The sequence below is a fragment of the Prosthecobacter sp. genome (assembly GCF_044222345.1).
Taxonomy (GTDB): Bacteria; Verrucomicrobiota; Verrucomicrobiia; order Verrucomicrobiales; family Verrucomicrobiaceae; genus Prosthecobacter.
On the sequence record NZ_JBGANL010000029.1, the window covers coordinates 19,614 to 43,249 of the forward strand.

At 59.7% G+C, this 23,636-nt stretch carries 25 protein-coding genes; 12 read left to right on the plus strand and 13 right to left on the minus strand.

Annotated features, from left to right (window positions below; translation table 11 throughout):
* Nucleotides 1–130 precede the first annotated feature (130 nt).
* Together ACILSL_RS15825 and ACILSL_RS15830 are read left to right on the plus strand one after the other, a co-directional pair.
* The gene (locus ACILSL_RS15825) at nucleotides 131–1,393 is read left to right on the plus strand and encodes a PQQ-binding-like beta-propeller repeat protein (protein ID WP_395733019.1); all 1,263 of its coding nucleotides are present in this window, start codon (nucleotides 131–133) and stop codon (nucleotides 1,391–1,393) included.
* Nucleotides 1,394–1,422: 29 nt separating this feature from the next.
* Nucleotides 1,423–2,292, plus strand: a complete 870-nt coding sequence (locus tag ACILSL_RS15830; protein ID WP_395733020.1) for an alpha/beta hydrolase — start codon at nucleotides 1,423–1,425, stop codon at nucleotides 2,290–2,292.
* Here the strand turns inward: ACILSL_RS15830 and ACILSL_RS15835 are convergent, their stop codons facing one another.
* Nucleotides 2,293–2,757: a L,D-transpeptidase family protein gene (locus tag ACILSL_RS15835; protein ID WP_395733021.1), complete on the minus strand. Its 465-nt coding sequence runs from the start codon at nucleotides 2,755–2,757 to the stop codon at nucleotides 2,293–2,295.
* A 119-nt stretch (nucleotides 2,758–2,876) separates the two neighbouring features.
* Here ACILSL_RS15835 and ACILSL_RS15840 point away from each other — a divergent pair, with 119 nt between their 5' ends.
* Genes ACILSL_RS15840 through ACILSL_RS15860 form a run of 5 tightly spaced genes read left to right on the plus strand, consistent with a single transcriptional unit; the run spans nucleotide 2,877 to nucleotide 5,526 of the window.
* The gene (locus ACILSL_RS15840; RefSeq protein ID WP_395733022.1) at nucleotides 2,877–3,464 is read left to right on the plus strand and encodes a TetR/AcrR family transcriptional regulator; all 588 of its coding nucleotides are present in this window, start codon (nucleotides 2,877–2,879) and stop codon (nucleotides 3,462–3,464) included.
* A 58-nt stretch (nucleotides 3,465–3,522) separates the two neighbouring features.
* Nucleotides 3,523–3,837, plus strand: a complete 315-nt coding sequence (trxA, locus tag ACILSL_RS15845; RefSeq protein ID WP_395733023.1) for a thioredoxin — start codon at nucleotides 3,523–3,525, stop codon at nucleotides 3,835–3,837.
* A 39-nt stretch (nucleotides 3,838–3,876) separates the two neighbouring features.
* Nucleotides 3,877–4,320 carry a DUF5069 domain-containing protein gene (locus tag ACILSL_RS15850; protein WP_395733024.1) on the plus strand — a complete coding sequence of 148 codons (444 nt, stop codon included), beginning with the start codon at nucleotides 3,877–3,879 and terminating at the stop codon, nucleotides 4,318–4,320.
* A gap of 45 nt (nucleotides 4,321–4,365) precedes the next feature.
* On the plus strand, nucleotides 4,366–5,127 hold the full coding sequence (locus ACILSL_RS15855) for a glucose 1-dehydrogenase (protein WP_395733025.1): 762 nt from the start codon (nucleotides 4,366–4,368) through the stop codon (nucleotides 5,125–5,127).
* A 9-nt stretch (nucleotides 5,128–5,136) separates the two neighbouring features.
* Nucleotides 5,137–5,526, plus strand: a complete 390-nt coding sequence (locus tag ACILSL_RS15860; RefSeq protein WP_395733026.1) for a nuclear transport factor 2 family protein — start codon at nucleotides 5,137–5,139, stop codon at nucleotides 5,524–5,526.
* A 3-nt stretch (nucleotides 5,527–5,529) separates the two neighbouring features.
* On the opposite strand, the gene pncA is transcribed toward ACILSL_RS15860, so the two are convergent.
* The 8 genes from pncA to ACILSL_RS15900 are packed head-to-tail and all read right to left on the minus strand — an operon-like array spanning nucleotide 5,530 to nucleotide 11,008.
* The gene (gene pncA / locus ACILSL_RS15865) at nucleotides 5,530–6,129 is read right to left on the minus strand and encodes a bifunctional nicotinamidase/pyrazinamidase (protein WP_395733027.1); all 600 of its coding nucleotides are present in this window, start codon (nucleotides 6,127–6,129) and stop codon (nucleotides 5,530–5,532) included.
* Nucleotides 6,126–6,665, minus strand: a complete 540-nt coding sequence (locus ACILSL_RS15870) for an endonuclease V (protein ID WP_395733028.1) — start codon at nucleotides 6,663–6,665, stop codon at nucleotides 6,126–6,128. The genes pncA and ACILSL_RS15870 overlap by 4 nt, the downstream gene beginning before the upstream one ends.
* Complete coding sequence (locus ACILSL_RS15875) at nucleotides 6,662–8,101, minus strand: nicotinate phosphoribosyltransferase (protein ID WP_395733029.1); 1,440 nt, start codon at nucleotides 8,099–8,101, stop codon at nucleotides 6,662–6,664. The genes ACILSL_RS15870 and ACILSL_RS15875 overlap by 4 nt, the downstream gene beginning before the upstream one ends.
* A 9-nt stretch (nucleotides 8,102–8,110) precedes the next feature.
* A complete protein-coding gene (locus ACILSL_RS15880; protein ID WP_395733030.1) occupies nucleotides 8,111–8,506 on the minus strand; it encodes a hypothetical protein in 396 nt (131 codons plus the stop codon).
* On the minus strand, nucleotides 8,503–9,009 hold the full coding sequence (locus ACILSL_RS15885; protein WP_395733031.1) for an O-acetyl-ADP-ribose deacetylase: 507 nt from the start codon (nucleotides 9,007–9,009) through the stop codon (nucleotides 8,503–8,505). Before ACILSL_RS15885 ends, ACILSL_RS15880 begins: the two co-directional genes overlap by 4 nt.
* Before the next feature lie 3 nt (nucleotides 9,010–9,012).
* Nucleotides 9,013–9,954 carry a DUF1152 domain-containing protein gene (locus ACILSL_RS15890; RefSeq protein WP_395733032.1) on the minus strand — a complete coding sequence of 314 codons (942 nt, stop codon included), beginning with the start codon at nucleotides 9,952–9,954 and terminating at the stop codon, nucleotides 9,013–9,015.
* Nucleotides 9,951–10,316, minus strand: a complete 366-nt coding sequence (locus ACILSL_RS15895; RefSeq protein WP_395733033.1) for a hypothetical protein — start codon at nucleotides 10,314–10,316, stop codon at nucleotides 9,951–9,953. The genes ACILSL_RS15890 and ACILSL_RS15895 overlap by 4 nt, the downstream gene beginning before the upstream one ends.
* Nucleotides 10,313–11,008 (minus strand): NUDIX hydrolase, encoded by a 696-nt coding sequence (locus ACILSL_RS15900; protein ID WP_395733034.1) that lies wholly within the window; start codon nucleotides 11,006–11,008, stop codon nucleotides 10,313–10,315. The genes ACILSL_RS15895 and ACILSL_RS15900 overlap by 4 nt, the downstream gene beginning before the upstream one ends.
* A gap of 302 nt (nucleotides 11,009–11,310) precedes the next feature.
* On the opposite strand from ACILSL_RS15900, the gene ACILSL_RS15905 reads away from it, so the two are divergent.
* The 4 genes from ACILSL_RS15905 to ACILSL_RS15920 all read left to right on the plus strand — a co-directional run bounded on the left by ACILSL_RS15905 (nucleotide 11,311) and on the right by ACILSL_RS15920 (nucleotide 16,212).
* Nucleotides 11,311–12,336: an aspartate-semialdehyde dehydrogenase gene (locus ACILSL_RS15905; RefSeq protein WP_395733035.1), complete on the plus strand. Its 1,026-nt coding sequence runs from the start codon at nucleotides 11,311–11,313 to the stop codon at nucleotides 12,334–12,336.
* 374 nt (nucleotides 12,337–12,710) lie between these two features.
* Nucleotides 12,711–14,390, plus strand: a complete 1,680-nt coding sequence (locus ACILSL_RS15910; RefSeq protein ID WP_395733036.1) for an ATP-binding protein — start codon at nucleotides 12,711–12,713, stop codon at nucleotides 14,388–14,390.
* Nucleotides 14,387–15,070: a response regulator transcription factor gene (locus ACILSL_RS15915; RefSeq protein WP_395733037.1), complete on the plus strand. Its 684-nt coding sequence runs from the start codon at nucleotides 14,387–14,389 to the stop codon at nucleotides 15,068–15,070. The genes ACILSL_RS15910 and ACILSL_RS15915 overlap by 4 nt, the downstream gene beginning before the upstream one ends.
* A 65-nt stretch (nucleotides 15,071–15,135) precedes the next feature.
* Nucleotides 15,136–16,212 carry a dipeptidase gene (locus tag ACILSL_RS15920; protein WP_395733038.1) on the plus strand — a complete coding sequence of 359 codons (1,077 nt, stop codon included), beginning with the start codon at nucleotides 15,136–15,138 and terminating at the stop codon, nucleotides 16,210–16,212.
* 155 nt (nucleotides 16,213–16,367) lie between these two features.
* Here ACILSL_RS15920 and rtcA read toward each other — a convergent pair whose 3' ends face one another.
* The 3 genes from rtcA to ACILSL_RS15935 all read right to left on the minus strand — a co-directional run bounded on the left by rtcA (nucleotide 16,368) and on the right by ACILSL_RS15935 (nucleotide 21,063).
* Nucleotides 16,368–17,393 (minus strand): RNA 3'-terminal phosphate cyclase, encoded by a 1,026-nt coding sequence (gene rtcA / locus ACILSL_RS15925; protein WP_395733039.1) that lies wholly within the window; start codon nucleotides 17,391–17,393, stop codon nucleotides 16,368–16,370.
* Between the two features lie 73 nt (nucleotides 17,394–17,466).
* A complete protein-coding gene (locus tag ACILSL_RS15930; RefSeq protein ID WP_395733040.1) occupies nucleotides 17,467–18,954 on the minus strand; it encodes an RtcB family protein in 1,488 nt (495 codons plus the stop codon).
* Nucleotides 18,955–19,494: 540 nt separating this feature from the next.
* The gene (locus ACILSL_RS15935; protein WP_395733041.1) at nucleotides 19,495–21,063 is read right to left on the minus strand and encodes an RNA-binding protein; all 1,569 of its coding nucleotides are present in this window, start codon (nucleotides 21,061–21,063) and stop codon (nucleotides 19,495–19,497) included.
* 198 nt (nucleotides 21,064–21,261) lie between these two features.
* Here ACILSL_RS15935 and rtcR point away from each other — a divergent pair, with 198 nt between their 5' ends.
* On the plus strand, nucleotides 21,262–22,866 hold the full coding sequence (gene rtcR / locus ACILSL_RS15940; RefSeq protein ID WP_395733042.1) for an RNA repair transcriptional activator RtcR: 1,605 nt from the start codon (nucleotides 21,262–21,264) through the stop codon (nucleotides 22,864–22,866).
* Nucleotides 22,867–22,875: 9 nt separating this feature from the next.
* Here rtcR and ACILSL_RS15945 read toward each other — a convergent pair whose 3' ends face one another.
* On the minus strand, nucleotides 22,876–23,628 hold the full coding sequence (locus tag ACILSL_RS15945) for a pseudouridine synthase (protein WP_395733043.1): 753 nt from the start codon (nucleotides 23,626–23,628) through the stop codon (nucleotides 22,876–22,878).
* Nucleotides 23,629–23,636 lie beyond the last annotated feature (8 nt).

Here is a 23,636-nt window from a genome sequence, read left to right on the forward strand (position 1 = left end):
CATCTCCCCGTGCGCCTGGATCCTTGTCCGCTTCTGTTGTACTTACGACAAGGCCAGATTACCGCCTTCAATGCGCTCGATACCTGCCTACATGCAATGAGGTGCTGTCTGGTGGCGTTTGCTGACATCCATGAAGCCGCTCATTTTCCTCGCCGCAGCTGTTGTTTCCATTCACGCCTCTGACTGGCCGCAGTTTCGAGGTCTCACCGCCGACGGCGTCACCACGGACACCAATCTGCCGCTGACGTGGAGTGAGAAGGAGAATCTCGTCTGGCGCACGAAACTGCCGGGGCCAGGTTCATCGAGCCCGGTCATCAGCAGCGGCAAGGTCTTCCTCACCTGTTACAGCGGCTACGGCATCGACGTGAAGAATCCTGGCGACATGAAGAACCTGAGGCGCCACGCATTGTGCCTGGACAGACAGTCGGGCAAGATTCTTTGGAATCATGAGATTGCGACGGATTTGCCGAACAAACCCTTCACCGGCACCTACATCACCACGCACGGCTACGCATCGAGCTCGGCTGTCACGGATGGCAAAAGCGTGTTCTTTTTCATGGGAAACGCTGGCGTGTTTGCCTACACCGTCGATGGCAAACCCGTCTGGAATGTCAGCGTCGGTGAAAAGGCGCACGATTGGGGTGCCGGTTCTTCGCCCATTCTTTATGGAGATCTGCTCATCGTGAATGCGGCACACGAAAGCAATCAGCTTCTCGCGCTTGATCGCAAAACCGGAAAGACCGTGTGGAGCGTCAGCGGCTTTCCCGCGTCCTGGAACACGCCGGCGCTCGTCAAGGTCAATGGGCATGACGAACTCGTCGTGAACTCGAACGGCAAGCTCCGCGCCTTTGATCCTGCGAACGGCCGGGAACTCTGGTTCTGCAGCAGCATCAAGGCAGCCGAGCTTTGCCCCAGCATCGTCGCGCATGACGGCATCATCTTTGTGCTCGGCCATCCCGGAGGTCAAAGCCAGGCCGTGCGCGCCGGTGGCTCGGGCGATGTCAGCGCCACTCACCTGCTATGGCAGGCGCAAAAGGGCAGCAACGTCGGCTCGCCCGTTTATAAAGACGGGCATCTCTACTTCATCAACGACTCACGCGGCGTCGCCACCTGCCTCGACGCGAAGACCGGTGCCGTAGTTTACGAGCAGCCGCTCGCGTCGCGCCAGAAACGTGACCGCTGGTATTCCACCCCATTGCTCGCGGGAGACCGGCTGTACTGCGTGGGCCGCGAAACCGGCACCTACGTCCTCGCCGCGAAGCCCCGGTTCGAACTTCTCGCCACCAACGTTATCGCAGACGACACCAGCATCACCAACGCCAGTCCCGGCGTCAGCGATGGCCAGATTTTTCTGCGCTCAAATCAGTACGCCTATTGCTTCGGGAGGCAGTAAAAACCCTGATCTTCTGTTTCCTTCCTCTCATGAAATGCTTCGTCCTCCTTTCCCTGCTCCTTGCAGCAACGCTTCACGCGCAGACTCCCGCTCAAACGAAAGCGCCTGATGCGGTGGACAAGCTCGGAGCGAACCTCAAACCCTCGCGCACCCTCGTTTACAAAAAGGTCGCAGGCCGTGAACTGGAGATGCACGTGTTTGAGCCGGAAGGTCTCAAAGACGGTGATCAGCGCGCCTGCTACCTGATCATTCACGGCGGTGGCTGGACAGGCGGCATACCGCAGCGCATGTACCCTTTTGCAGCGCATTACGCCAAGCTCGGCCTCGTGAGCATCAGCATGCAGTACCGGCTGCACAGCGCGAAAACGGGCGTTAGCGTCTTTGACTGCGTGAAGGATGCGCGCTCTGCCGTGCGCTACATCCGCGCCCATGCGCCTGAGCTGGGCATCAATCCGCAGAAGATCATCGTCAGCGGAGGTTCGGCAGGCGGCCACCTCGCCGCGGCCACGGCCCTTTTTGACAACGTGAACGAAGACAGCGACGACCTCAAAGTCTCACCTGCCCCGAACGCGCTGGTGCTGCTGTTTCCTGTGATCGACACTTCCAAGGAGGGTTATGGGAATGCGAAGATCGGCGAGCACTGGGAGGAGCTGTCTCCTGTCCACCACGTGCGCGCAGGCCTGCCACCCACGATCATCTTCCACGGCACAGGGGACACGGTCACGCCCTTTGCAGGAGCCAATGCCTTTCATAAAGCCATGCTCAAGGCGGGCAACCGCTGCGAACTCGACATCAACGAAGGCGGCGCCCATGGCTACCTCATGCGCAGCAAGGTGCTCTTTGACGACACCCTGCAGAAGACGAATGTGTTTCTGAAGTCGCTCGGGCTGCTGAACTGATCATTCCTCGATCCATACCGGCGTCCCCACCGGCACGAGATCAAACAACTCGATCACTTCGCGATTGCGCAGGCGCACGCAGCCGTGGCTGGCGGGGCGGCCGATGGATTTTTCGTCGTTGGTGCCGTGAATGTAGATGTAGCGCTGGTAGGTGTTGGCATTGCGTGGCTCGGTGCCATGCAGCCAGAGAATGCGTGTGAGCACGAGATCGGACTTTGTCTCCATGCCAGGCTGCCAATGCCCCACAGGCTGACGTGACTTGAAAATGGTGCCGCTGGCCGAGCCATCGCCGTGCTTTTCCTTCACCACAAAACGGCCCAGCGGGGTCTTGTTGCTGCCTTCGGTGAAGCCGATGCCAAATTTTGACGTGCTGCACGCCCACTCGCGAATCAAGCGCCTGTCGTCAAACAAGCGCAGCCGCTGAGTGCCAATGCTGACTTCGAGATGGGGGTGGGTGAGATTCATGGGGATGGAATGATCGACGGTACGTGAGGACTACGTTTCTTAACAGCTGCGAACGGAAATGCATGGGGCAAAAAATACACTTGACTCATTAGACCGATTGGTCTAATCATTCCATTATCATGAGCGAACGCACGACCAAAGAGCGCATTCTCGACGCAGCCGAAGGGCTGATGCTTGAGAAGAGCTTTCATTCGGTCGGGCTGACAGAGATCCTTGATGCCGTGAAGGTGCCCAAGGGGTCTTTTTATCACCACTTCAAATCCAAGGAGCAATTTGGCGTGGAGATGCTGAAGCACTACGTGGCCAACTCCACAGCCTACAAGAGGCAGATGCTGCTCTCCCCCACACCCGAGCCGGATCCGCTGCGCAGGCTGCTGAGCATGTGCGAGGGAACGATCTGCCGTGTGCTGGAAACCAAGGGCAAATGCCCCTGCCTGGTGCTCAAGCTGTCGGCCGAAGTCTCTGACATGAGCGAGCCGATGCGCGAGGTGCTGGCGGAAGGAAATCGCGAAGCCATCGCCATTCTGGAGCAGGTGCTGCAGGAGGGGATCGAGAAAAACAAGATCTCCAAGTCCGTCCGTCCTGCCGAAACGGCCCGGATCATCCACGACCTGTGGAATGGGGCCATGCAGCGCTCCATCGTGTGTCGTGACGTCAGCCCGCCGCGCGAGGCTCTGGAATTTTTCCGCGCACTTCTTGAACCCTGATTTTCTTTTTGATCGCAAATAAACCGACCGGTCTAATCTAAACCCGCATACACACCCTATGAAACCCATCGCCCTCACCTCTGAAACTTTTGATGCCACTCTCTCCGGCACCGACCAGCCCGTCCTCGTGGACTTCTGGGCGGAGTGGTGCGGCCCCTGTAAAATGATGTCGCCCATCCTCGACCAGCTGGCCGCTGAACAGGCCGGACGTGCCACCATCGCCAAGGTGGATGTGGACGCCTTCCCTGACCTCCAGGCGCGCTTTGGCATCCGCGCAATCCCCACGCTGATCGTCTTCAAAAACGGTCAGCCCGTGAACACGATCACCGGCGTGAAGAGCAAGGGCTTCCTCGAAGCCGCCCTGACCGCCTGATTTATCCCCAAAACCTAAATCAAACCAAAACCCCCGCCCATGTCCATCGACCTCACTCAACGCCCCCCGCGCAGTCCCCGTGTCCGCCTCGGCGGTTATGTGATCCTGCCCCGCCTGCTCGACAAATGCCGCGCGGAAATCGCCGGCAAGAACGGAGAGTACCACTACAACTGCCCGCTCGATCAGCGCTTTCTGAGCTTCACCGGCATCGACCATGAGGCGCTGAAGGCCGAGGCCGCCAAGGGCCTGGGAGACGGCGACATGTTCTCCTGGATCGAGAAGACCGCTCTGCATAAACGCAGCGACTACGAAATCGCCCACTGGAGCGAGTACCGTGAAGCCGCCGTGCCTGCTGACAACGAAAGCCGCGAGTACATCAGCGCGCAGATTGCCAAGGCGGGCGGGTCTGCTCGTGAAGACATCGGCACTTGGTTCGATTTCCTCGATTTCGACGACTACGTCTCCTTCGGCGGCAAAGCTTGACCTCATATCTCTCTCCCACACTCCATCCCTCAAGACCCAATCCCTATGCAAACCTCATTCCAAAACAAAGTCGTACTCATCACCGGAGCCACCAGCGGCATCGGCAAAGTCAGTGCTCTCGCATTCGCCAAAGCCGGAGCCAAGGTCATCGTCAGCGGCCGACGTGGAACCGAAGGCCAGGCGGTGGTGGCTGAAATCAAAGCCACCGGTGGCGAGGCCACTTTTGTGAAAGCGGACGTGGCCGTGGAGGCTGACGTGGCGGCGCTGGTGGCGAAGACTGTGGCCACGTATGGCCGACTCGACGTCGCTTTTAACAACGCGGGCGTCGAACTGACCGGGTCCATCGTGGATGCCAACGAGGCTGATTACCGACGCGTCTTTGACATCAACGTCTGGGGTGTGCTGACCTCCATGAAGCATGAGATTCCGGTGATGCTCAAGCAGGGCGGCGGGGTGATCATCAATACGAGCAGCGTGGCAGGACACGTGGGCATGGGCGGCGCGAGCGTGTATGTCGCCAGCAAGCATGCGGTGGAAGGTCTCACGAAAGCCGCTGCGCTGGAGTATGCCAAGCACGGCATCCGTGTAAACGCGGTGGCGCCAGCGGCCATCGAGACGGACATGATGAACCGCTTCACTGGCGGCGGAAATGAGGAGGCGCTGAACTACATGCGCTCACTGCATCCCGTGGGCCGTTTGGGGCGCTCGGAGGAAATCGCCAATCCGGTGCTCTTCCTGGCCAGCGATGCAGCGTCCTTCATTACCGGCGTCTCGCTGAACATTGACGGCGGTCTGCTGGCACAGTAACAGGCTTTCATGACCCCGCTCGAAACCGTCCGCGAAGTGTATCGCGCCATGCGCGCGGGAGATGATGCAGGCTTCACCGCGCTCTGCACCGACGATCTCGTCTGGCAGCAGAGCGCGGGGTTTCCCGGCGGCTCCACCTGGCAAGGGGCCACCGCGGTGATTGAGAATGTCTTCCGTGCCAATGCCAAGCGCTGGACCGGCTTCAGTTTTACCGAGGAGGAAATCTTTGGCACCAGCAGCCGCGTGGTCGTGCTGGGCCACTACAGCGGCACCTCCCCCGCCACCGGCAAGGCCATGCGCGCCGCTGTGGCGCATGTGTATGATCTGAGGGAAGGCAAAATCTGCCGCTTCCGCATGTTTGCGGACACCCACCCGATGTGGGAGGCGCTGTCTGCGTAGTCTTCAGGACTGAATAACCGCACCCGCCGCCTGCATCTCTGCCAGGGCACGATCCACATCGCCGAGCTGGAGATTCACTCCGCGACAGGCAGATGCGATCAGATTCACACGGAAGCCTTCTTTCAAGGCGTCTAAGACGGTGAACTTCACGCAGTAGTCCGTTGCCACTCCGGCGATGCTGAGTTCAATAATGCCCTGGACTTTCAGCCACTCTCCCATGCCGGTGGAGGCGCGATGGCCGTTGTCGTAAAAGCCGCTGTAGCTGTCGATGCGCGGATTCATGCCCTTGGTGAACACACGATCGATGCGCCGGGTGTCGAGGCCGGGTGCAAAAAGCGCGCCGCCTGTATTTTGCACGCAATGCACCGGCCACAGTGTCTGCGGCAGGCCGTCTAGATCGATTGGCTCAAAAGGACTTTTACCTGCATGATTCGCCGCGAAACTGCCATGCTCTGCGGGATGCCAGTCCTGCGTGGCAACGATCAGCTCAAACTGTGGAATGAGGGCATTGACGAGCGGAATGATTTTATCCCCGCCTGAGACGGCCAGCGCGCCGCCGGGCATGAAGTCGTTTTGGATGTCGATGAGCAGAAGCGTTTTCATGCGGGAGGATGGTCAGAGGGTGTCGCTGGAGCGCCGCTGCGGCAGAGGTGATCGACCAGCTTCAGCAAGGTGGGCAGACGAAACGCGCCGTGCATGGATTCGATTTGGCGTGCGGCATCCTGCTGATCCAAGCCGATGGCGGTGACAAAGAGGGGCTTCATGCTCTCGCCACGAAACACATGCGCCGCATGCGGGGACTGGTCGAAGGAAGTCTTTGCCACGCCGATCACCGGGATTCCTGTGGCTTCATGAAGATGCCACCCCAGACCTGGCTCGCCGGGCCGAAGCCAGACATGGCCGTCGATGACAATCAGTGAAGGCTGCTGCGGTAATTGCTTTAAAATCGCCAGCACGCATGGCAGCTCCCTGCGGTAAAACTGCCCGGGCTGATACTCGGCCACTTGTGGGATGTGGCAGAGATGCTGCGCCAAGGCATGATCGTCCGCCCAGTCCGCAAACAGGATGGCGGCGGCGGTCGCCCCATGGTCGTGGTAGCACACGTCCACGGCGGCGATCAATGCGGTGGAAGCATTCACGATTTCGCTTTTTGAATAAGCTGCACCTTCCGGTCATGCAGTGTTCTCTCCACACCTGCCGGGTACTCATGCGGATGCTGAAGACGTTTCACCGTGGCATGCAGATGGGCGAGCTGCGCGCGGCAACGGTTTTGGATCTGCGGCAGCGTGGGGAGAGATGCCACGAGCGCCCCGGCGCGGAAGACGGGCTGCAGCAGGTCTTCGTACGTGGCCCCCTGCGGCGGGTGCTTGCTGCGCGAGGCATCGCTGGGATGCACGATCTCCACCTGGGCGGGGCAGCCGTGCTCCTCATCGTAGATGGCATCTCCGCGAAATTCGCCATTCAGGCTGAAGCGGCGCACCTGCTGGATGCCGGGATTGCTCACCTTCACCGCATTCTCGCTGAGCTTGATCTTGGGCTCCCATTCACCGTGCTCGTTGCGGATGGCACCGAGCTTGTACACGCCGCCCAGCGCCGGCTGTGCACCGCCGGTGACCATTTGCGTGCCGACACCCCACACGCCGATCTTTGCGCCCTGATGCTTGAGGCTTTCAATGAGGTGCTCGTCGAGGTCGTTGCTGGCGACGATGAGGGCGTCTGGGAATCCGCCTTCGTCCAGAATGCGACGCGCCTCGACGCTGAGCCAGGCGAGATCGCCGGAGTCGAGGCGGATGCCAGCGAGTTCATGGCCGCGCTCGCGAAGACGTTTGCCAACTGCCACGGCATGGCGCACGCCTTCGAGGGTGTCGTAGGTGTCCACGAGGAAGACGCAGTTGTTGGGCAATGCTTCGGCGTAGGCCTCAAAAGCTTCGAGTTCGGTGTCGAAGGACATGACCCATGAGTGGGCATGCGTGCCGCGTACGGGGATGCCGTGGGTCATGCCTGCGAGGACATTCGAGGTGGAGGCGCAACCGCCGATGAAGGCGGCGCGGCTGGCCATGACTGCACCATCGGGGCCTTGGGCTCGGCGCAGGCCGAACTCCAGCACGGGCTCGCCTTGTGCTGCCAGACACACACGTGCTGACTTGGTGGCGATGAGCGTTTGGAAATTGATCATGTTCAGCAAGGCCGTTTCCACGAGCTGGGCATGAATGAGGGGGCCGCGAATGCGCAGCAGCGGCTCGTGCGGAAAAACCACCGTGCCCTCTGGCATGGCATCGACATCACAGCGCCATTCGAGGGTGGCAAGGTAGTCGAGAAAGCCGCGCTCGAAGAGCGGCTTTCCATCCCGTCCTGGCAGCGTGGCGAGATAGTCCAGCTCTGCAGTGCTGAAGTGGAAACCTTGCAGCCACTTGACCACATCCCCCAACCCCGCCGCGATGGCGTAGCCGCCGGAGAAGGGCAGCTTGCGAAAGAACAAATGAAACACCGCCTCCTGCTCCGCCTTGCCGCATTTCCAGTATCCGGCGGCCATGGTGAGCTGATAGAGGTCGGTGAGGAGGGGGCTGGTGGTCATGGGAAATGATTAAAGAGTGTCGTTGAGGTAGTCGGCAAGGCGGGGGTTGATCTGGCGCGCGAAAATTCCGTGATACCACGGCGAGCGCATCTGAAACACAATCACCAAGATTGTCGCAGGAGCCTGCCAGAGAAGCACCGGGGTGGCAGTGTATGTCTCCAAAGAGAAATGCCCCGCCACATTGAAGATAAACGCAGCGGCCCAGAGCAGTTCCCAGCGTCGCCAGACGAGGAAGACATTGCAGAAGAGGAAGAAGTGACCAACTGCAGCAGGGACGATCCACCAGAGAGGAAAATCCATTTTCGCCAGCCACCCGCTCAAGACCGCGCCTGTCACCAACACCAGGGCGTCAACGAATGAGAGCCGGAAGCCGTGGTGTCGAGCTGTGCGGAGCGCTTGTTTCATGCGAGCAGGGTTTGATAACGTGTCAGATCGTCCCGGCCAAAGCAGCAGAAGATCACGCGCTCAATTGAGGAAGGATCGGCGAGGAATTCCCGCACTGCCTGCACCGCGATCTGCGCGGCCTGATCTGGTGGGAAGCGATACACACCGGTGGAAATGCAGGGGAAGGCGATGCTTTTCAGGCCGTGTTTCGCAGCGAGTTTCAGCGAGTTCGCATAGCACGCCCGCAGCAGCTCCGGCTCGCCATGGCTGCCCCCATGCCAGACAGGGCCAACGGTGTGAATGACGTGCCGGGCTTTCAAGTGATAGCCCTGAGTCATCTTGGCCTGCCCGGTTTCGCAGCCATCGAGGCCCATGCATTCACGGGTCAGTTCCTCGCCCGCCGCACGATGGATCGCGCCGTCCACACCGCCGCCACCGAGAAGGGAGGAATTGGCGGCGTTGACGATGGCATCCACGTCAAGGGTGGTGATGTCGGCCTGGAGGGCTTCGAGGGTGGTTTTCATGATTCAGATGGGGATGTCCGTCCATGGACGGAGCTTTTGCTGATTGTGGTAGTTGGCAATCCGATGGGTCAGCTCGGCGTAAGTGTCCGTGGTCTGAATGCGATCAAGGTAGCGGTTGTTTTTAGCCACAGCATCAAGGTCAAAGGCCCAGTACTGGCTCATCAGTGGATTGATGAAGAGCCTTGAGCCTCGGGTGCGATCACTCGCATGGACATCTCCGAACAGCCCCTTCACCGCATTAACGATGCTGCTGTTTACAATGCTGCTACGGCGCGGCATGCGCTCGTGGGCATATTCCACTGCGGCTGCATACTTCCGCGCCTCCTCCATTTCCCACAGCAGACTCCAGGTGCCGAAATGAGCACCCTTGGCCGAAAGAGCCGCCGCATTTTCCAGAAAATGCGCGTGGCAGACACCGTGATAAGTGTCCACTCCCAACCCAAGACATACGACGAATTTACGAATCTCGGCAGGCAGCGAATGAGCAGCCGCCAGCGATGCGATATCCTCCTGCGGCGTTCCGAGACCACTTTCATCTCCGCGCATGAGAATGTCAGTTCCACCGTCCACGAGAATGATTGTGTCAAAAGCCAAAGACTTGGCCAGCCAAGCATAGGCTGACTTCACCGGGCGCACACCGCCAGGCTGGATAGCATGCACAGAAGAGTCGTAGCCCTGTGAATCGAGCCATTGTGCTAAATAGAGCTCAGGAAAATATGAAGTAGAACCTGATGTATTGGGGCTCACCCGCGCGATTTCGGGCATGGGCCTGTCTTCACAATATGACAGATCAGCGAAAGACCAGTTGGCGAGATGAACCGCTTTACCCTGTTGTTTGAGCCAGAAATAGAGAGGCAGTCCTGCAAAGACATCAAACCCACCTCCAGCACCAGCGATGAGCACCGAACGTGAATCCGCCAACTTTTGGAAGAAAGGCAGGTTCATGTCATTTTTGGTTTCTGAATGGCTCCAAAACTCTGAGTGACTTTGATCTGACCCACAATGTGCTTGTTGAACTCCTCCAGCTCCTCTGCAGGCACCCACAGTTCGCGATGCATGGCACCACCGACGACCTGCTCTTGATAGCGGGTAAGGAACTCTGTCTCCACCTCAAAGCGGGTGACATAGCCCGAGCCCGAAGCTGGCACATTCCAGTCGCGTGCGATCTGGATGGCGTATTCTTCGTTCATCACCGGATAAAAAATGGGCTGCTCTGGCAGACGCGGCGGAAACGCTTTCCAGTCGGAAGCTTCAATCAGGGCCAGCTCTTTAGGGCCAACAGGGCGGTAGAGGGTCGTGGTTTTCATATCTCAAACAAAAATCCCTTTTTCCTGAGCTTCTCGTACCGCACGGGATCGAAGCGGAAGAGCTGGGCGGGGCGGTGGGTGCCTTCGCGGTGGGTTTCTTTGAGGGGGAGGAGGAGGTCGTGGCTGAGGACTTTTTTGCGGAAGTTGCGCTTGTCGAGCGGGGTGCCGAGGACGCTCTCGTAAAGGCGCTGGAGCTGGGTGAGGGTGAACTTCGGTGGCAGGAGCTCAAAGCCGATGGGCTGGTAGGTGAGCTTTCCGCGCAAGCGGGCGAGGGCGGTGTCGAGGATGGTGGCGTGGTCGAAGGCGAGTGCGGGGAGGGTGGTGACGGGGAACCAGCGGGCCTCGGCGGCGTCTGTGGAGGCGGTGGTGGTGTGGTCGGTGGGTTTGGTTAATGCGTAATAGGCGACGCTGACGACACGCTCGCGGGGATCGCGGTTGACGGTGCCGAAGGTGTAGAGCTGTTCGAGGAAGAGGTCCTTGAGGCCGGTTTCTTCTTCGAGCTCGCGGCGGGCGGCTTCATCGAGGGTTTCTTCGACGCGGACGAAGCCGCCGGGGAGGGCCCAGTGGTCTTTGAAGGGGGCGAGGCCACGGCGGATCAAGAGGACCTGGAGGGCGGCCTGCGCGCTGTCGAAACCGAAGACGACGCAGTCCACGGTGAGCGCGGCGCGCGGGTATTCGTAAGTGTGTTTCACACACGAAGTAATGTGTGTTTTTGACACGAAGTCAAGGTGGGAATTTGGGTGAGGGACAGTCAAAGACGGCGCAGGTGCGTCAGGGTGCGCTGTTGTGCGTCAAAGCAGAGGGCTGAGGGCGTTGCGGCGATTTTGGAAATAGCGGAGCGGAAGGATCGAGGACGATTCTTGGGGACCCGGGAGGAGGAGCAGGATTGGGGAGGGCAGTTGCCCTCTTTACCCGGTCCTTGCATCCCCGGCTGGAGGGGGTAGTATCGCAGCCCCCTTTGAACCAACCCCCTCGTTAGAACCGTCAGAATACCATGAGCACCCTGAAGAATGTCGCCATCGTCGGAGCCACAGGCGCTGTGGGCGCGGAGATGATCCGCTGCCTGGAAGAGCGCAAGTTTCCCGTGGGCCAGCTGACCCTCCTCGCCTCCGCACGCAGCGCCGGGAAGAAGCTGAAGTTCAAGGGTGAGGACATCACCATTCAGGAGCTGACGCCGGATTCCTTCAAGGGCATCGACATCGCGCTGTTCAGCGCGGGTGGCGGCATCTCGCGTGATTTTGCCCCGCATGCGGTGAAAGCCGGTGCCGTGGTGGTGGACAACTCCTCCTTCTTCCGCCAGGACCCAACCGTGCCGCTGGTGGTGCCGGAGATCAATGCGGCCGATGTGAAGAACCACAAGGGCATCATCGCGAACCCGAACTGCACGACGGCGATCTCCTTGATGGCGCTGTATCCGCTGCACCAGGCCTTTGGAGTGAAGCGCATCTTTGCCTCCAGCTACCAGGCGGTGTCCGGCACGGGCGCGCAGGCGATTGAAGAACTGGCGAACCAGTCCCGTGAATGGGCGAGTGAAAACCGTGCGTGGGACGCAGCGAAGCTGGACAGCAAGCCGCACGTGTACCCGCACCAGATCGCCTTCAACGCGATCCCGCACGTGGATTCCTTCCTCGAATCCGGTTACACCAAGGAAGAGATGAAGATGGAGAACGAGGGCCGCAAGATCATGCACCACGACAAGTTCCGTGCGTCCGTGACCTGCGTGCGCATCCCGGTCTTCCGCGCGCACAGCATCGCGATCAGCGCGGAGTTTGAAAAGCCTGTGACGGTGGAAGCTGCACGTGCAGTGCTGAGCAAAGCGCCGGGCCTGGATGTGCTGGATGATCCTGCCGCCAAGCAGTATCCGCTGGCCCTGGACATCGCGGGACGCGACAACTGCGCCGTGGGCCGCATCCGCATGGACTGCGCGCTGGACAATGGGCTGGCCTTCTGGGTCGTGGGTGATCAGCTCCTCAAAGGGGCGGCGCTGAACGCGGTGCAGATCGCGGAGTGCCTGCTGTAATTCCACCGGGGAAAATGCGCGAAATTTAAGGAGAGCGGGGCCGCTGAGGTCCCGCTCTTTTTTTGCGGCGGAATTAAAGCCATTTTTTCTGATTTGGGCCGACGAAAAAAACGCCTTACAATTTCCTTACAACGTACTCACAAGCGGCTGACTCAATTTTTCCCGTTCGTGGGAATGTGGCACCAGATCTAAGGAACGCGGCAGGGGCCCGGACCTCATGATCACCCTTTTCTCAAGTGTGGTTATCCTTCTGGCTGTTGGAAACTCTACGAATCACCGGGGCGGACTCCAAAGGTCCGCCCCGGTTCTTTTTATGGTTTTTATAAATTTTAGATGACCGGATAAATCGTGAGGCTAAATTAAACGTCTCGCGCATGCTTCAACGCCGTTCCACGATCCTATTCATCATCCTGGTGATCCTGCCGCTAGCTCTGCTGGCATGGCTGGGGACGTATCTCATTCGCGATGCAGAAAAGCGCACCGACGCCTCCATGCAGGCCATTCTGGCTGAGCGCCTTAGCTCCGCAGACCAGCACCTTCTGCATGACATGCGACAGCTTACCGACCGGCTGGATATCTGGGGGGCGCAGAGCATTGGATCCGCCCGTCTGATGTCCCAGCGGCTGGCCAAGCACCCATGGATTGCCCAGACTTGGTCCGTGACTAGCGAAGATGAAACCGCGCCTGTGGAGTCTTTCGAGGGCCTGGCCGGTTATCAGCCGGGAGAGATTTTCAAAGCCGGAGACCGTATCAAAGCCATTCTAGAGTCCACGCGGAACCCCGACAGCATGCCGCAGTTTGTGTCAGTCCTGGAGGATGGCGGCCCGCCGTTTCAGCGTGTCTTTGTTCCCAGCAAGCCTTCAGCCCTTCATCGGCGCTCATCTGAGTGGATGACCTACCTCAAACTATTTGGCTACCACATCGACGACCGTCCGGTGCAGGCCGAGGCCCCCATGTCCTGGAGCGGCTGGCATGTGGGCGACTCCGTTTTCATGTACTGGCACCGGTTTGCCGACGGCAGCCTGAGCTGTGCCTTGCTGAACCCGCAGATGCTGATGAACTCCTTGTTTCAGCGCCTGCCGCAGCCTGGGCTGGCCATCCCGCCCGGCCGCATGATGCTGACAACGGTGAAAGGCATCCCGCTGCACGAATGGGGCAAGCGTTTGCCCGGGTCTGAGCGCCCGCCAGCGGCTCACCGGGCCTGTTCGGAGCCGCTCTCGCAGTGGGAGATGGCCTACACGCCCGCGAATGAGGAGTTTCCTAAGCCCTACCTTTTCCCGATTCTGCTCGGTGTCAGTTCCGGCATTGTGCTCGTCTTTGTGGTCGGATGGCTCTATTTCCATGAGAGCGCCAGTGAGATCCGGGTGGCGCAGCAGCGCGTGACGTTCGTGAATCAGATCTCTCATGAGCTGAAGACGCCGCTGACGAACATCCGCCTCTATGCGGAGATGGCGGCGCATCGTGCGGAATCGCAGGGAGACAGCATCGCGAAACGGCAGCTCGGTGTGGTGGAGGCTGAAACGTGCCGGCTTGACCGTCTGATCCAAAACGTACTGAACTACGCGAGGCAGCAGCGTGACAAGCTGACCATTCAGCCCAAGGCGCTGGCACTGGACCAAAACGTTTCGCGCATTGCCGAATTTTGGAAGCCGCTGCTGGAGACGAAGGGGTTTGAAATCGTCACCTCCTTTAACGGGCCGGAAACCATCATGGCTGACCCCGACGCCATCGAACAGATCCTCGGCAACCTGATTTCGAATGTCGACAAATACGCCAATGCCGGCAAGTGGATCGCCATTCATACCGAGCATGATGAGCGCAATACCCGGATCATTGTGGAGGATCATGGGCCCGGCATCCCATCCGGCAAACGCCGCACGGTTTTCGAGCCTTTTGAACGTCTGCGCTCCGACCTTGCTGAAGGCGTGAGCGGGACCGGCATCGGATTGACCATCTCACGCGAACTGGCACAATTGCATGGCGGTTCTCTTACGGTATGTCCTAATTATCGCGACGGCGCACGTTTCATTCTCACCCTCCCCAACCAGTCATGACCAAAATACTCATCGCCGAAGACGACGACCATACGCGTGATGCCCTGCGCGAAGTGCTGACCATGGAGGGCTACCAAGTCATCCCCGCCAGCGATGGTCTGCAGGCGGTCGATTTTTTCCGCGCTGAAAACCCCGACTTTGTCTGCCTGGATGTGATGATGCCCGGCCTCAACGGCTATGAGGTGTGCAAACAGATCCGCCGTCAGGATGAAAAAGTGCCCATTCTTTTCCTCACTGCCAAAGCCGAGGAGATCGACACAGTTCTCGGTCTGGAGCTGGGGGCGGATGACTACATGACCAAGCCTTTCGGAGTGAAGGAGATCATCGCCCGCATCCGCGCCATTCTTCGCCGCACGGCGTCTCGTGGCGGCGGCAGAATCGATGATGACTTCACGATGGATGACCTGCGCATCGTCCCGACGGAGCTGCGGGCCTACCGGGACAAGGTGGAACTGGCCCTGAGCCCGCGGGATGTGAAGGTGCTGCGGCTGCTCTATGACCGCCGTGGGAAGGTCATTGATCGCAATACTCTCGCGGACGAGGTGTGGGGGGTGGATTATTTCCCGGAAAGCCGCGCGCTGGACCAGCACATCTCACAGCTGCGCAAGCGGATCGAAAAAGACCCGGCTCAGCCGAGAATTATTCGCACTGTGCACGGTGCAGGCTATCGCTTTGAATGACATGTGATTTCGCCTGCGTAGAATGCCTCTCTCCATCGTCATTCCATCATTCGTCACCCATTCCCATGCTCACCTTCGACGCCCACCTAGACCTCAGCCTCAACGCCCTCGGCGGATTCAATCGCGACCTGCGCCTGCCTGTGCATGAGATTCGCCGGCGCGAGGAAGGGATGACAGGAAAAGGCCGTGCGCGTGGCACTACCGCCTTTCCGGACATGCGGCGTGGCAAGGTGGGGCTCTGCGTGGCCACGCAGCTTGCGGGTTGCATGCCGGGGCCATCGCCTATCGCAGGATGGATGTCTGCGGAGCAGGCCTGGGCGGAAACGCAGGGGCAGCTTTCGTGGTACCGGGCCATGGAGGAGGCGGGTGAGATGCGGCAGATCACGAATGTGCGCGAGCTGGATGAGATGATCGCGCTCTGGAACGACACCTCGATTCCTGATGACGAAAAAGCCATTGGCTACATTCTCAGCCTCGAAGGGGCTGACTCGATCCGCACCGTCGGCCATTTGGAAAAGGCCTGGGAGCAGGGACTGCGTGCGATGGGGCCGGCTCATTATGGCGTGTGCCGTTACGCGCTGGGCCATGATCAGGTGGGACCCCTGCCTGCGGGTGGCAAAGAATTGATCCAGGAGATGGACCGTCTGGGCATGATCCTCGACGTCACGCATCTCAGCGACGGATGCTTCTGGCAGGCGCTGGAGATTCACCAAGGCACAGTCTGGGCCAGCCACAGCAACTGCCGTGCGCTGGTGCCTGATCCACGCCAGTTTTCGGATGACCAGATCAAGGCCCTGATCGAGCGCGGTGGGGTCATGGGTGCGGCGCTGGATGCGTGGATGATGGTCCCGGGCTGGGTGCGCGGCAAAACCACGCCGAAAGAAGCCGGCCTCAAACTCGAAGTCATTTGTGATCACATTGACCACGTCTGCCAGCTCGCGGGGAATGCTTTGCACAGCGGCATCGGCACGGATCTGGATGGTGGCTACGGCACCGAGCAGACGCCGGAGGATCTGGACACCATCGCGGATCTCTCGCGTATTCCTGCGATGCTGCAGAAGCGTGGGTATAAGGAGGCGGACATCGCCAACATCATGCATGGCAACTACCTGCGCCTGCTGCGTGAGGCGTGGGCGGAGTGATGGTGTGTGTCGCTACGGGGAAATGCTGACGAAGCATACTCCCGCCCCTCTCCCTGAAGGACAGTGTTTGTTGTCAGCGCATCTCAGGGGCGGGGCGAGGGAAGGCCGCTTTTGGCGGCCTTGGATTTATCGACCACCCAATGATTTCGCAAGCATCAGCCGCAGCGGATTTGCTTCACGCCGGGGTGTAGTTCTTCGACGGTGAACTTCACGGGCAGGAACTGCTCGATGAGGGCAATGTTTGTGCGGGTGTGGTCGGTGATGGTGAGGGTGTGAAAGAGGCCACCGCCTGCCAAGGCCATTGGCAGGAGGAGTTGATCCGCGAGATGAGCGCCCACGGGCGCGGACGACGCCAGGTAGGAGTGCAGGCTTTTCGCCGCGCCTGTGGCCACGGACTCAGAGGATTTGCCCTGCTGCGCGATGCCGCTGGTGATTTCACAGACGTTGGCGAAACGAGCGCCGAGCAGGATCGCATTGCCGGGGCCGGTGCTGTCATTGGCGTAGCGCAGTTCGATGTGATTTGCCGGCCATTCCAGGAGATGGGTGGCGGTGGCAATTTCGCGCTCCGCGATGTCGCGATGCAGATGGGCGTGGAGGACGCGGCCAAAGGTTTCCATGGCATCGCCGCGCTCAGTGAGTTTGAGCTTTTTCCATTTCTTGATGGGATGAATCTCGGCGGTGATCACGCCGCCGCCTGCCTGCATGAATCCAGGGCGCTCCAAAATTGCGGTGGCTTTCACGCCCATGCTTTGAATCACGGGCAGGTAGCACTGCTCGATGAACTCGAAGGGTGGGGCCATGGGATTGTGCGTGCCTCCTTCGATGCGCAGGGTACTGGGCTTTTCTGCGTGCAAAAGTGCGGGAAGCAGGGTCTGCAAGACGAGGGTGGTGCTGCCGCCGGAGCCGATGGCGAAGGAGTAGTCGCCGCTCATGACTTTGCCGGGGCGGAACACAAGCTCCACTGAGCCAAGTTCTGCGCCATCGACGCTGGCGTCGCAGACTGCTGCCGCTGCTTTCACGCAGGTGAGGTGCTGGCGCATGAGGCCGGGCTTGGGTCGCTTGCCGCGGATGTTGGTCATACGGAAGGGCTGACCGGTGGCAAGTGACAGGGAGAGAGAGGAACGCAGGAGCTGGCCGCCGCCGGAGTCGCCGGAGATTTGGAGGAGGGGGGAGGATTTCACAAAGAGTAAACAAAAGGTACTAGGTCATAAAGAGATGCATACCCCACGGGTAGCAATGGGCATGCGAGAGCGCTTAATCATCGGCCTCCGCGGCGTCTTTGATGACGAAGCGGGCTTTGAGTTTGCAGACCTGCTGGGCGAGACCGGCGGCTTCGACGCTGCGGAGGACTTCTTTGAAATCCTTGTAGGCGTTGGGGGCTTCGTCGATCGGGTACTGGCGGGCGTTGTAGAGGATGTCGTGGGTTTCGAAATCGGCATCGACGCTCTTTTGATCGAGCGTGCGAGCAGCGGCTTTGCGGCCCATGCAGCGGCCGGCGCCGTGGTTCACGCTGTAGCAGCTTTTCACAGCATCGGGTTTGGCGACCATCACCACGGAGCCATCGCGCGGATTTCCGGGCAGCAGGATTGGGTGCCCGGTGTCGGCGAAAGGGGTGTCTTTGAGGGCGTGGTGGCCACCTGGAAAGGCACGGGTGGCGCCTTTGCGGTGGACCCAGGCGAGCTGGTTGTCCACGACCTCTTGACGGGCAATATTGTGGCTGATGAAGTACACGAGCTGGCCTGTCGTTCCTGGCAGCACTTCCTGGAAGGCCTCCAGCACGAGGGCGTTGATGAGCATGTGATTCACGGTGGCGAAGTTGGCCCCGAGAGCCATGTCATCGAGATAGGCGTCCGCCTCGGGAGTGCCGAGTGGGGCATAGACGAGCTGTTTGTCTTCGGCAGGAAAGGACAGGCCCCAGGTGCGGAAGAAGCCTTCCAGCGCCTTGAACTGGCGCTGCGCCAGGATGTTGCCGAAACCGCGCGATCCGCAGTGGCTGAGGAAGGCGACGTGGTTGTCCTGCAGACCGAAGACCTCGGCGGTGGAGCGCATCGCAGCGTCATCGGCAAGCTGCACGACCTCGCACTCACCGAAGTGGTTTCCACCACCGTAGGAGCCGAGCTGCATCATTTTGTTTTCGAAACCGGCGAAGCCGTTGAACGAGCGCATCTTGTCCAGGCGCTCGTGGAGCGTGGAGACGTTTCCATCGTGGCCGAGGTGCGCGCTGTCCTCGCAGCGCAGCGCCCACTCGGGCGGGATGCCGAGGGCTTCGCACACGCTTTTGCTGGCACCTTCAGTGCACACCTGCACACCGAGAGCCTCGGACACGCGGCGCGATTTTTTTGCCTCGCGCTGACCACGACCTGCGCCGGTGGGGGTGCGGAGCAAGATGGCGTCGATGAGCTGACGACGAACCGCTTTGTCCACAATCGCATCGGCAGGGACGTTCATCTGCAGGAGGGACATGGAGCACTTGATGTCCACGCCCACAGGACCTGGGTAGATGTGGGTTGGCGAAACCATCACGCAGCCGACCGGAGCGCCGTAACCGGCATGCGCATCAGGATTGAGCACGAGATCGGTCACGCCCGGAGCGGAGCGCGAGTTGAGAGCTTGGTCGATGCAGGTCTGGTCAAAGCCGGAACGGATGGCTTCTGTACCGATCACGGTGATCGGTTTACCGGCGTTGTTGCGGGCGGGAAGGAAGGCTTCGGCTTCGTTGGTGATGTGGAATGGGGATGTCATGGTTGTGTTTAAAAAGGTGGTGACGACAAGGGTGTGATGAAACGTTCTCTGCTCTACCAGGCTGAGCTACGGTCCCGTAAATGTGGGACCGGTGGGATTCGAACCCACGACCGGAGGGTGAATAGCCATGTAGTTCCATCGGCATTCGTCACCATTTGAGTGATTGGGTTATGAAAGAGAGTGACGACAAGGGTGGAGAGACTTCTCCGCATTGCTGCGGGGCGGGAATCGAACCCGCTGGTTACCGATGTAGTCCGCTCCGGCATTCGCCAAGATTTGAGATGAGGGGTTAAAAGGGTGACGGCGACAAGGTGGGTGAGAAACATTTCAATTGCTCTACCGAGACTGAGCTACTGCCACGCTCGCGCATGACAGGCAGGGATCGAACCTGCGACCGATTGATTCAATGTAGTTCCTCAGGGCATTCGCCATCATTTGAGAAAGAGGTGGGATGGAGCCTGGTGACAAGAAGTCGGAGAGACGTGACAGTTGGAAATGTAGTCCGCTCCAGCATTCACCAGGCTCCAAAGTGTGGGTTGTTTATAGGGGTGTTTTTTCGATCTCGCCGAGCCAGTGGGCGCTGGTGAGTTCGCCACGGGCAAAGGCGGCGATGACGTTGAACACGGCATCCGAGAAACCACCGATGTTGAGGATGTCCTCGCGCTCTTTGGCCTGAGTCGTCGCGTAGGGCTGGATGTCCAGGCACACGAGACGGGCTTTCGGATTGCGCTGTTTGAAGATCGTCCATTCGCTCATTGTGCGAGTGGACGAACCACCGAAGTGGCCGTGATAGGGAGTGTCGATCCACGATTCGTTGTCGGAGACGTAGATCACCAGATCCGCCTGCACCTTGCGGGCATTGAGATCGATGAGCACGGCGCTGCAGTTTGTGCCACCGCAAGGCAGGGCCATGAGCTTCTGCGCGTTCGTCATCACGGAATCACGGGGATTGAGCGATACACGAACCACGTTGGTCTCAAACGGCAGCACTTCGGCATCACGGTTCTGACGCAGGAAGGCGGCGGCCACCAGGGCGGCGACATCAATGCAGCGCACTTTGCTGGTGGCCCCCTTGCGGACACCGGTCACAGCGGAGTGCATGGACCCGGAGACGTCCGGAGCTACGATCACTTTTCCAGAGACCACGGGCACATTGGAGATCGAAATCTCCATGGCATCCTGCAGGGCATCCTTCACTTCGTGCGGGACTTCCGCGCCGACGTTCAAATAGGCGGCCAGGAGCTGATATGGGAACACCTTGGCACGGCGCACCTGATCCTCATGGCGCAGACGGCTGGCCACCAGGCGGGTGATCTCCTTGATGGAGAACACGCCGTGGCGGGCGAAGGTGTTCAGGTTCATGCGCGTCATCTGCCATGGAGCACGACGGGCGATGGCCTGCCAATGCTCCGCCGTCAAAGGCAGTGCGGTGAGCATCTGGAACGGCACGTCGGGAGGAGCTCCCTGAGGATCGGCCTTCCAAGCTTCGAACTCACGCACGATGCGTGGCAGAGCCGAGGCATCATGCTGGCGACCGATGAGGTAGCCATACAGCGCCTCGCGGCTTTTCGTGGCAGGATGCGGATGCACCATTTTCACGATGTCCGCCAGCGAAGGCGACTGACCCACGTCTGCACGGAAGATGGCCTCATCCGAACGAGTCTCGAACCAGCGGCGCACGAGGCGCTTTGGCAGAGAGCCGAGCGATTTGCGGCCGGTCACCCCGGAGCGAAGGATCTGCACGAAGTTGCGCAGCATCTTGGCGTCATCGATCACACGATCAAAGATGAGTTCCAGACGTTCGGCATCACGGGCGGCCAGCACGGCGCATAGCAGCGCCGGCACATCCTTCATGAAACCCTTCTGGCGGCAATGAAGCGCCGTGCGGGCGATGAAGTCGGTCGGGACTTTCTCGCACAGCTTCAGCACCTGCTGGAGCTGATCTTCCGCCGTGGCGTAATAGGTGCGGTTCAGGCAACCCGTGGCCGCATACTGAGCCAGCGCATGACGTGGCGTGAGCTGATAGGCCTGGCCACCGGCTTCATTGAAGCTGTCAGCCTTGGGAGCCAGAGCGCCGCGGAGGGTCGAAAAGAGAGATTTGCTAGCCATGGTGTTGGTTTGGGTTGGTCGTTTGTGTGTGCCAATACCTATTGCTAGCAGCGTGCCAAGATCTGGAATGGCAGGTTCCGATGAGGCTGGAGGCCTTGTAGAATCAGGCAAAGAAAGTTTTTTCGTATTTTTAGCCCTCGATTTGGCTCAATCATTAAATTCTATTTGTTTATCTTTTTGGATAGCTTTTTATCTCTAATGCCAGCCACCAAGCCAATCATCACTTTCGGATTCCTCGGTTCGAACTTGGACCGCGCTTCAGGGCCGGAAAGATGGTCGAAATGGCGGCCTACGGTGGCGATGTGTCAGCAGGAGGACTTGCTGATTGCGCGGCTGGAACTGCTGGTGGAGCCGAAGTTTGCGGAGCTGGCGCGGCAGGTGAAGGCGGACATCGAGAAGGTATCGCCGGAGACAACGGTGGTGGTGCATGAGTTTGCGCTGCTTGATCCGTGGGATTTCCAGGAGGTGTATGAGAGGCTCTATGACTTCGTGCGAGGGTACAGCTTTGATCCTGAGAAGGCGGACTACTTGATCCATCTCACGACTGGAACGCATGTGGCGCAGATCTGCTGGTTCCTGCTGAACGAGGCGAACTTCATTCCGGCGCGGCTGCTTCAAACCTCGCCCTCACGCGAAGGCGGGCGCGATGCGACAGCATCGGGGAGGTATGAGATCATCGATATAGATCTCTCGAAGTATGACCGGCTTTCCACGCGCTTTGCGCAGGAGCAGGAGCGCACGCTGGACTTTCTGAAGAGCGGCATCGCGACGAAGAGCAAGGGCTTCAACAAACTCATCGAGCAGATTGAACTGGTGGCCGTTAACTCCAAAGCGCCGATCCTCATCATGGGTCCGACGGGCGCTGGAAAATCGATGCTGGCGAGCCGCATCTATGATCTGCGGCGTTCGCGCGCGGGGCTTGGCGGCAAGTTTGTGGAAGTGAACTGCGCCACGCTGCGCGGGGATCATGCGATGTCCGCACTCTTTGGGCACAAACGCGGATCCTTCACGGGTGCGCAGTCGGACAGACCAGGATTGCTGAAGGAGGCGGACAAGGGACTTATCTTTCTGGATGAAATCGGCGAGCTTGGGCTCGACGAGCAGGCGATGCTGCTGCGGGCGCTCGAAGACAAGACCTTCCTGCCGCTCGGGGCTGACAAGGCGGTCCAGAGCGATTTCCAGCTTGTGGCGGGAACGAACCGCGATCTGCGAACACAAGTCGCAGCGGGCAAGTTTCGCGATGATCTGCTGGCGCGCATCAATTTGTGGACCTTCACGCTGCCGAGTCTGGCGGAGCGGCGGGAAGACATCGCCGCGAATCTTGATTTCGAGCTGGAACGCTTCGCGAAGTCGCACCGGCGTCAGGTGCGGATGAACAAGGAAGCGCGCGAGGCTTTCCTCAAATTTGCCCGGAGTCCGGAGGCGAAATGGAGCGCCAATTTCCGTGACCTGAATGCGGCGGTGACGCGCATGGCCACGCTGGCGCCCCGAGGCAGGATCACGGTGGCGTGCGTGGAGACGGAGGCGGCGCGACTGCGTGAAGGCTGGCGGGATGCTGGTGACCAAGCATCCAGCCAAGGGAGCGACGTGCTCACCAAGGCGCAGAGGGAGGAGATAGATCCCTTTGATCTGGCGCAGCTGGAGTTTGTTTTGCAGGTGTGCCGGGAAAGCAAGACGCTCTCTGATGCGGGACGGAAGCTCTTCGCTGTCTCACGCACGAAGCGCAGCAAAATGAACGATGCCGACCGTCTCAAAAAATATCTGGCACGCTTTAAACTAAGCTGGGATCTGCTGGCGAAGTGATGCTGCGGCTTACCGCAGTTCCTGCGGCTCGCGTGATTTCAGGACTTCGTACTTCGTGAGCTCACGCCACTGGCCTTTGGGCAGATTTCCGAGAACGAGCATGCCGATTTTGACACGCACCAGACGCAGGACTTCGATGTTGAAGGCTTCGAGAAGGCGGCGGATGTGGCGGTTGCGGCCTTCATCGAGGACGACTTCCAGCCACATGTTCTTCTCACCGCGGCGGAGGATTTTGATGACCTTGGCGGAGAGGTGATCGCCCAGCTCCTCATCGACGACGCCTTCTCTGATCTGCGCGAGACGTTTTTCATCGATGGTGCCGCTGATTTGGACGTGGTAGGTTTTGTCGAGGTGGGTGTCGGGATTGGTGATGGTGTCCGCCCAGACGTTGTCATTGGTGAAGAGCAGCATGCCTTCGCTGGCCTTGTCGAGCCGGCCCACGGGAGAGAGATGGGGGAGCTTGGAATTTTCAAAGCAGGAGAAGACAGTCTCACGGCCGAGCTCGTCCGAGGCGCTGGTGACGAGACCACGCGGCTTGTTGAGCATGACGTAGAGGCGAGGTGCCTGATTGATGCTGACGTCGTCCATGATGATGACGTCCTTTTTGAGGATCACAGGGAACTCGGGATTTTTCCGCACGACGAGGTTCACCTTCACCTTGCCCATGCGAATCAACTCGGTGGCGCGGCTGCGTGAGCAGAAGCCGAGCTTGGACATGGCGCGTGCGAGTCCGGTGCGGGTGGGAGGGGGCTGGGGAGGCATGGGTGCAG

What these genes read in the sequence shown, in the direction of transcription:
- ACILSL_RS15825 (WP_395733019.1), top strand. Translation starts at nt 131, where the DNA reads ATGAAGCCGCTCATTTTCCTCGCCGCAGCTGTTGTTTCCATTCACGCC.
- ACILSL_RS15830 (WP_395733020.1), top strand. Translation starts at nt 1,423, where the DNA reads ATGAAATGCTTCGTCCTCCTTTCCCTGCTCCTTGCAGCAACGCTTCAC.
- ACILSL_RS15835 (WP_395733021.1), bottom strand. Translation starts at nt 2,757, where the DNA reads ATGAATCTCACCCACCCCCATCTCGAAGTCAGCATTGGCACTCAGCGG.
- ACILSL_RS15840 (WP_395733022.1), top strand. Translation starts at nt 2,877, where the DNA reads ATGAGCGAACGCACGACCAAAGAGCGCATTCTCGACGCAGCCGAAGGG.
- trxA (WP_395733023.1), top strand. Translation starts at nt 3,523, where the DNA reads ATGAAACCCATCGCCCTCACCTCTGAAACTTTTGATGCCACTCTCTCC.
- ACILSL_RS15850 (WP_395733024.1), top strand. Translation starts at nt 3,877, where the DNA reads ATGTCCATCGACCTCACTCAACGCCCCCCGCGCAGTCCCCGTGTCCGC.
- ACILSL_RS15855 (WP_395733025.1), top strand. Translation starts at nt 4,366, where the DNA reads ATGCAAACCTCATTCCAAAACAAAGTCGTACTCATCACCGGAGCCACC.
- ACILSL_RS15860 (WP_395733026.1), top strand. Translation starts at nt 5,137, where the DNA reads ATGACCCCGCTCGAAACCGTCCGCGAAGTGTATCGCGCCATGCGCGCG.
- pncA (WP_395733027.1), bottom strand. Translation starts at nt 6,129, where the DNA reads ATGAAAACGCTTCTGCTCATCGACATCCAAAACGACTTCATGCCCGGC.
- ACILSL_RS15875 (WP_395733029.1), bottom strand. Translation starts at nt 8,101, where the DNA reads ATGACCACCAGCCCCCTCCTCACCGACCTCTATCAGCTCACCATGGCC.
- ACILSL_RS15880 (WP_395733030.1), bottom strand. Translation starts at nt 8,506, where the DNA reads ATGAAACAAGCGCTCCGCACAGCTCGACACCACGGCTTCCGGCTCTCA.
- ACILSL_RS15885 (WP_395733031.1), bottom strand. Translation starts at nt 9,009, where the DNA reads ATGAAAACCACCCTCGAAGCCCTCCAGGCCGACATCACCACCCTTGAC.
- ACILSL_RS15890 (WP_395733032.1), bottom strand. Translation starts at nt 9,954, where the DNA reads ATGAACCTGCCTTTCTTCCAAAAGTTGGCGGATTCACGTTCGGTGCTC.
- ACILSL_RS15895 (WP_395733033.1), bottom strand. Translation starts at nt 10,316, where the DNA reads ATGAAAACCACGACCCTCTACCGCCCTGTTGGCCCTAAAGAGCTGGCC.
- ACILSL_RS15905 (WP_395733035.1), top strand. Translation starts at nt 11,311, where the DNA reads ATGAGCACCCTGAAGAATGTCGCCATCGTCGGAGCCACAGGCGCTGTG.
- ACILSL_RS15910 (WP_395733036.1), top strand. Translation starts at nt 12,711, where the DNA reads ATGCTTCAACGCCGTTCCACGATCCTATTCATCATCCTGGTGATCCTG.
- ACILSL_RS15915 (WP_395733037.1), top strand. Translation starts at nt 14,387, where the DNA reads ATGACCAAAATACTCATCGCCGAAGACGACGACCATACGCGTGATGCC.
- ACILSL_RS15920 (WP_395733038.1), top strand. Translation starts at nt 15,136, where the DNA reads ATGCTCACCTTCGACGCCCACCTAGACCTCAGCCTCAACGCCCTCGGC.
- ACILSL_RS15930 (WP_395733040.1), bottom strand. Translation starts at nt 18,954, where the DNA reads ATGACATCCCCATTCCACATCACCAACGAAGCCGAAGCCTTCCTTCCC.
- ACILSL_RS15935 (WP_395733041.1), bottom strand. Translation starts at nt 21,063, where the DNA reads ATGGCTAGCAAATCTCTCTTTTCGACCCTCCGCGGCGCTCTGGCTCCC.
- rtcR (WP_395733042.1), top strand. Translation starts at nt 21,262, where the DNA reads ATGCCAGCCACCAAGCCAATCATCACTTTCGGATTCCTCGGTTCGAAC.
- ACILSL_RS15945 (WP_395733043.1), bottom strand. Translation starts at nt 23,628, where the DNA reads ATGCCTCCCCAGCCCCCTCCCACCCGCACCGGACTCGCACGCGCCATG.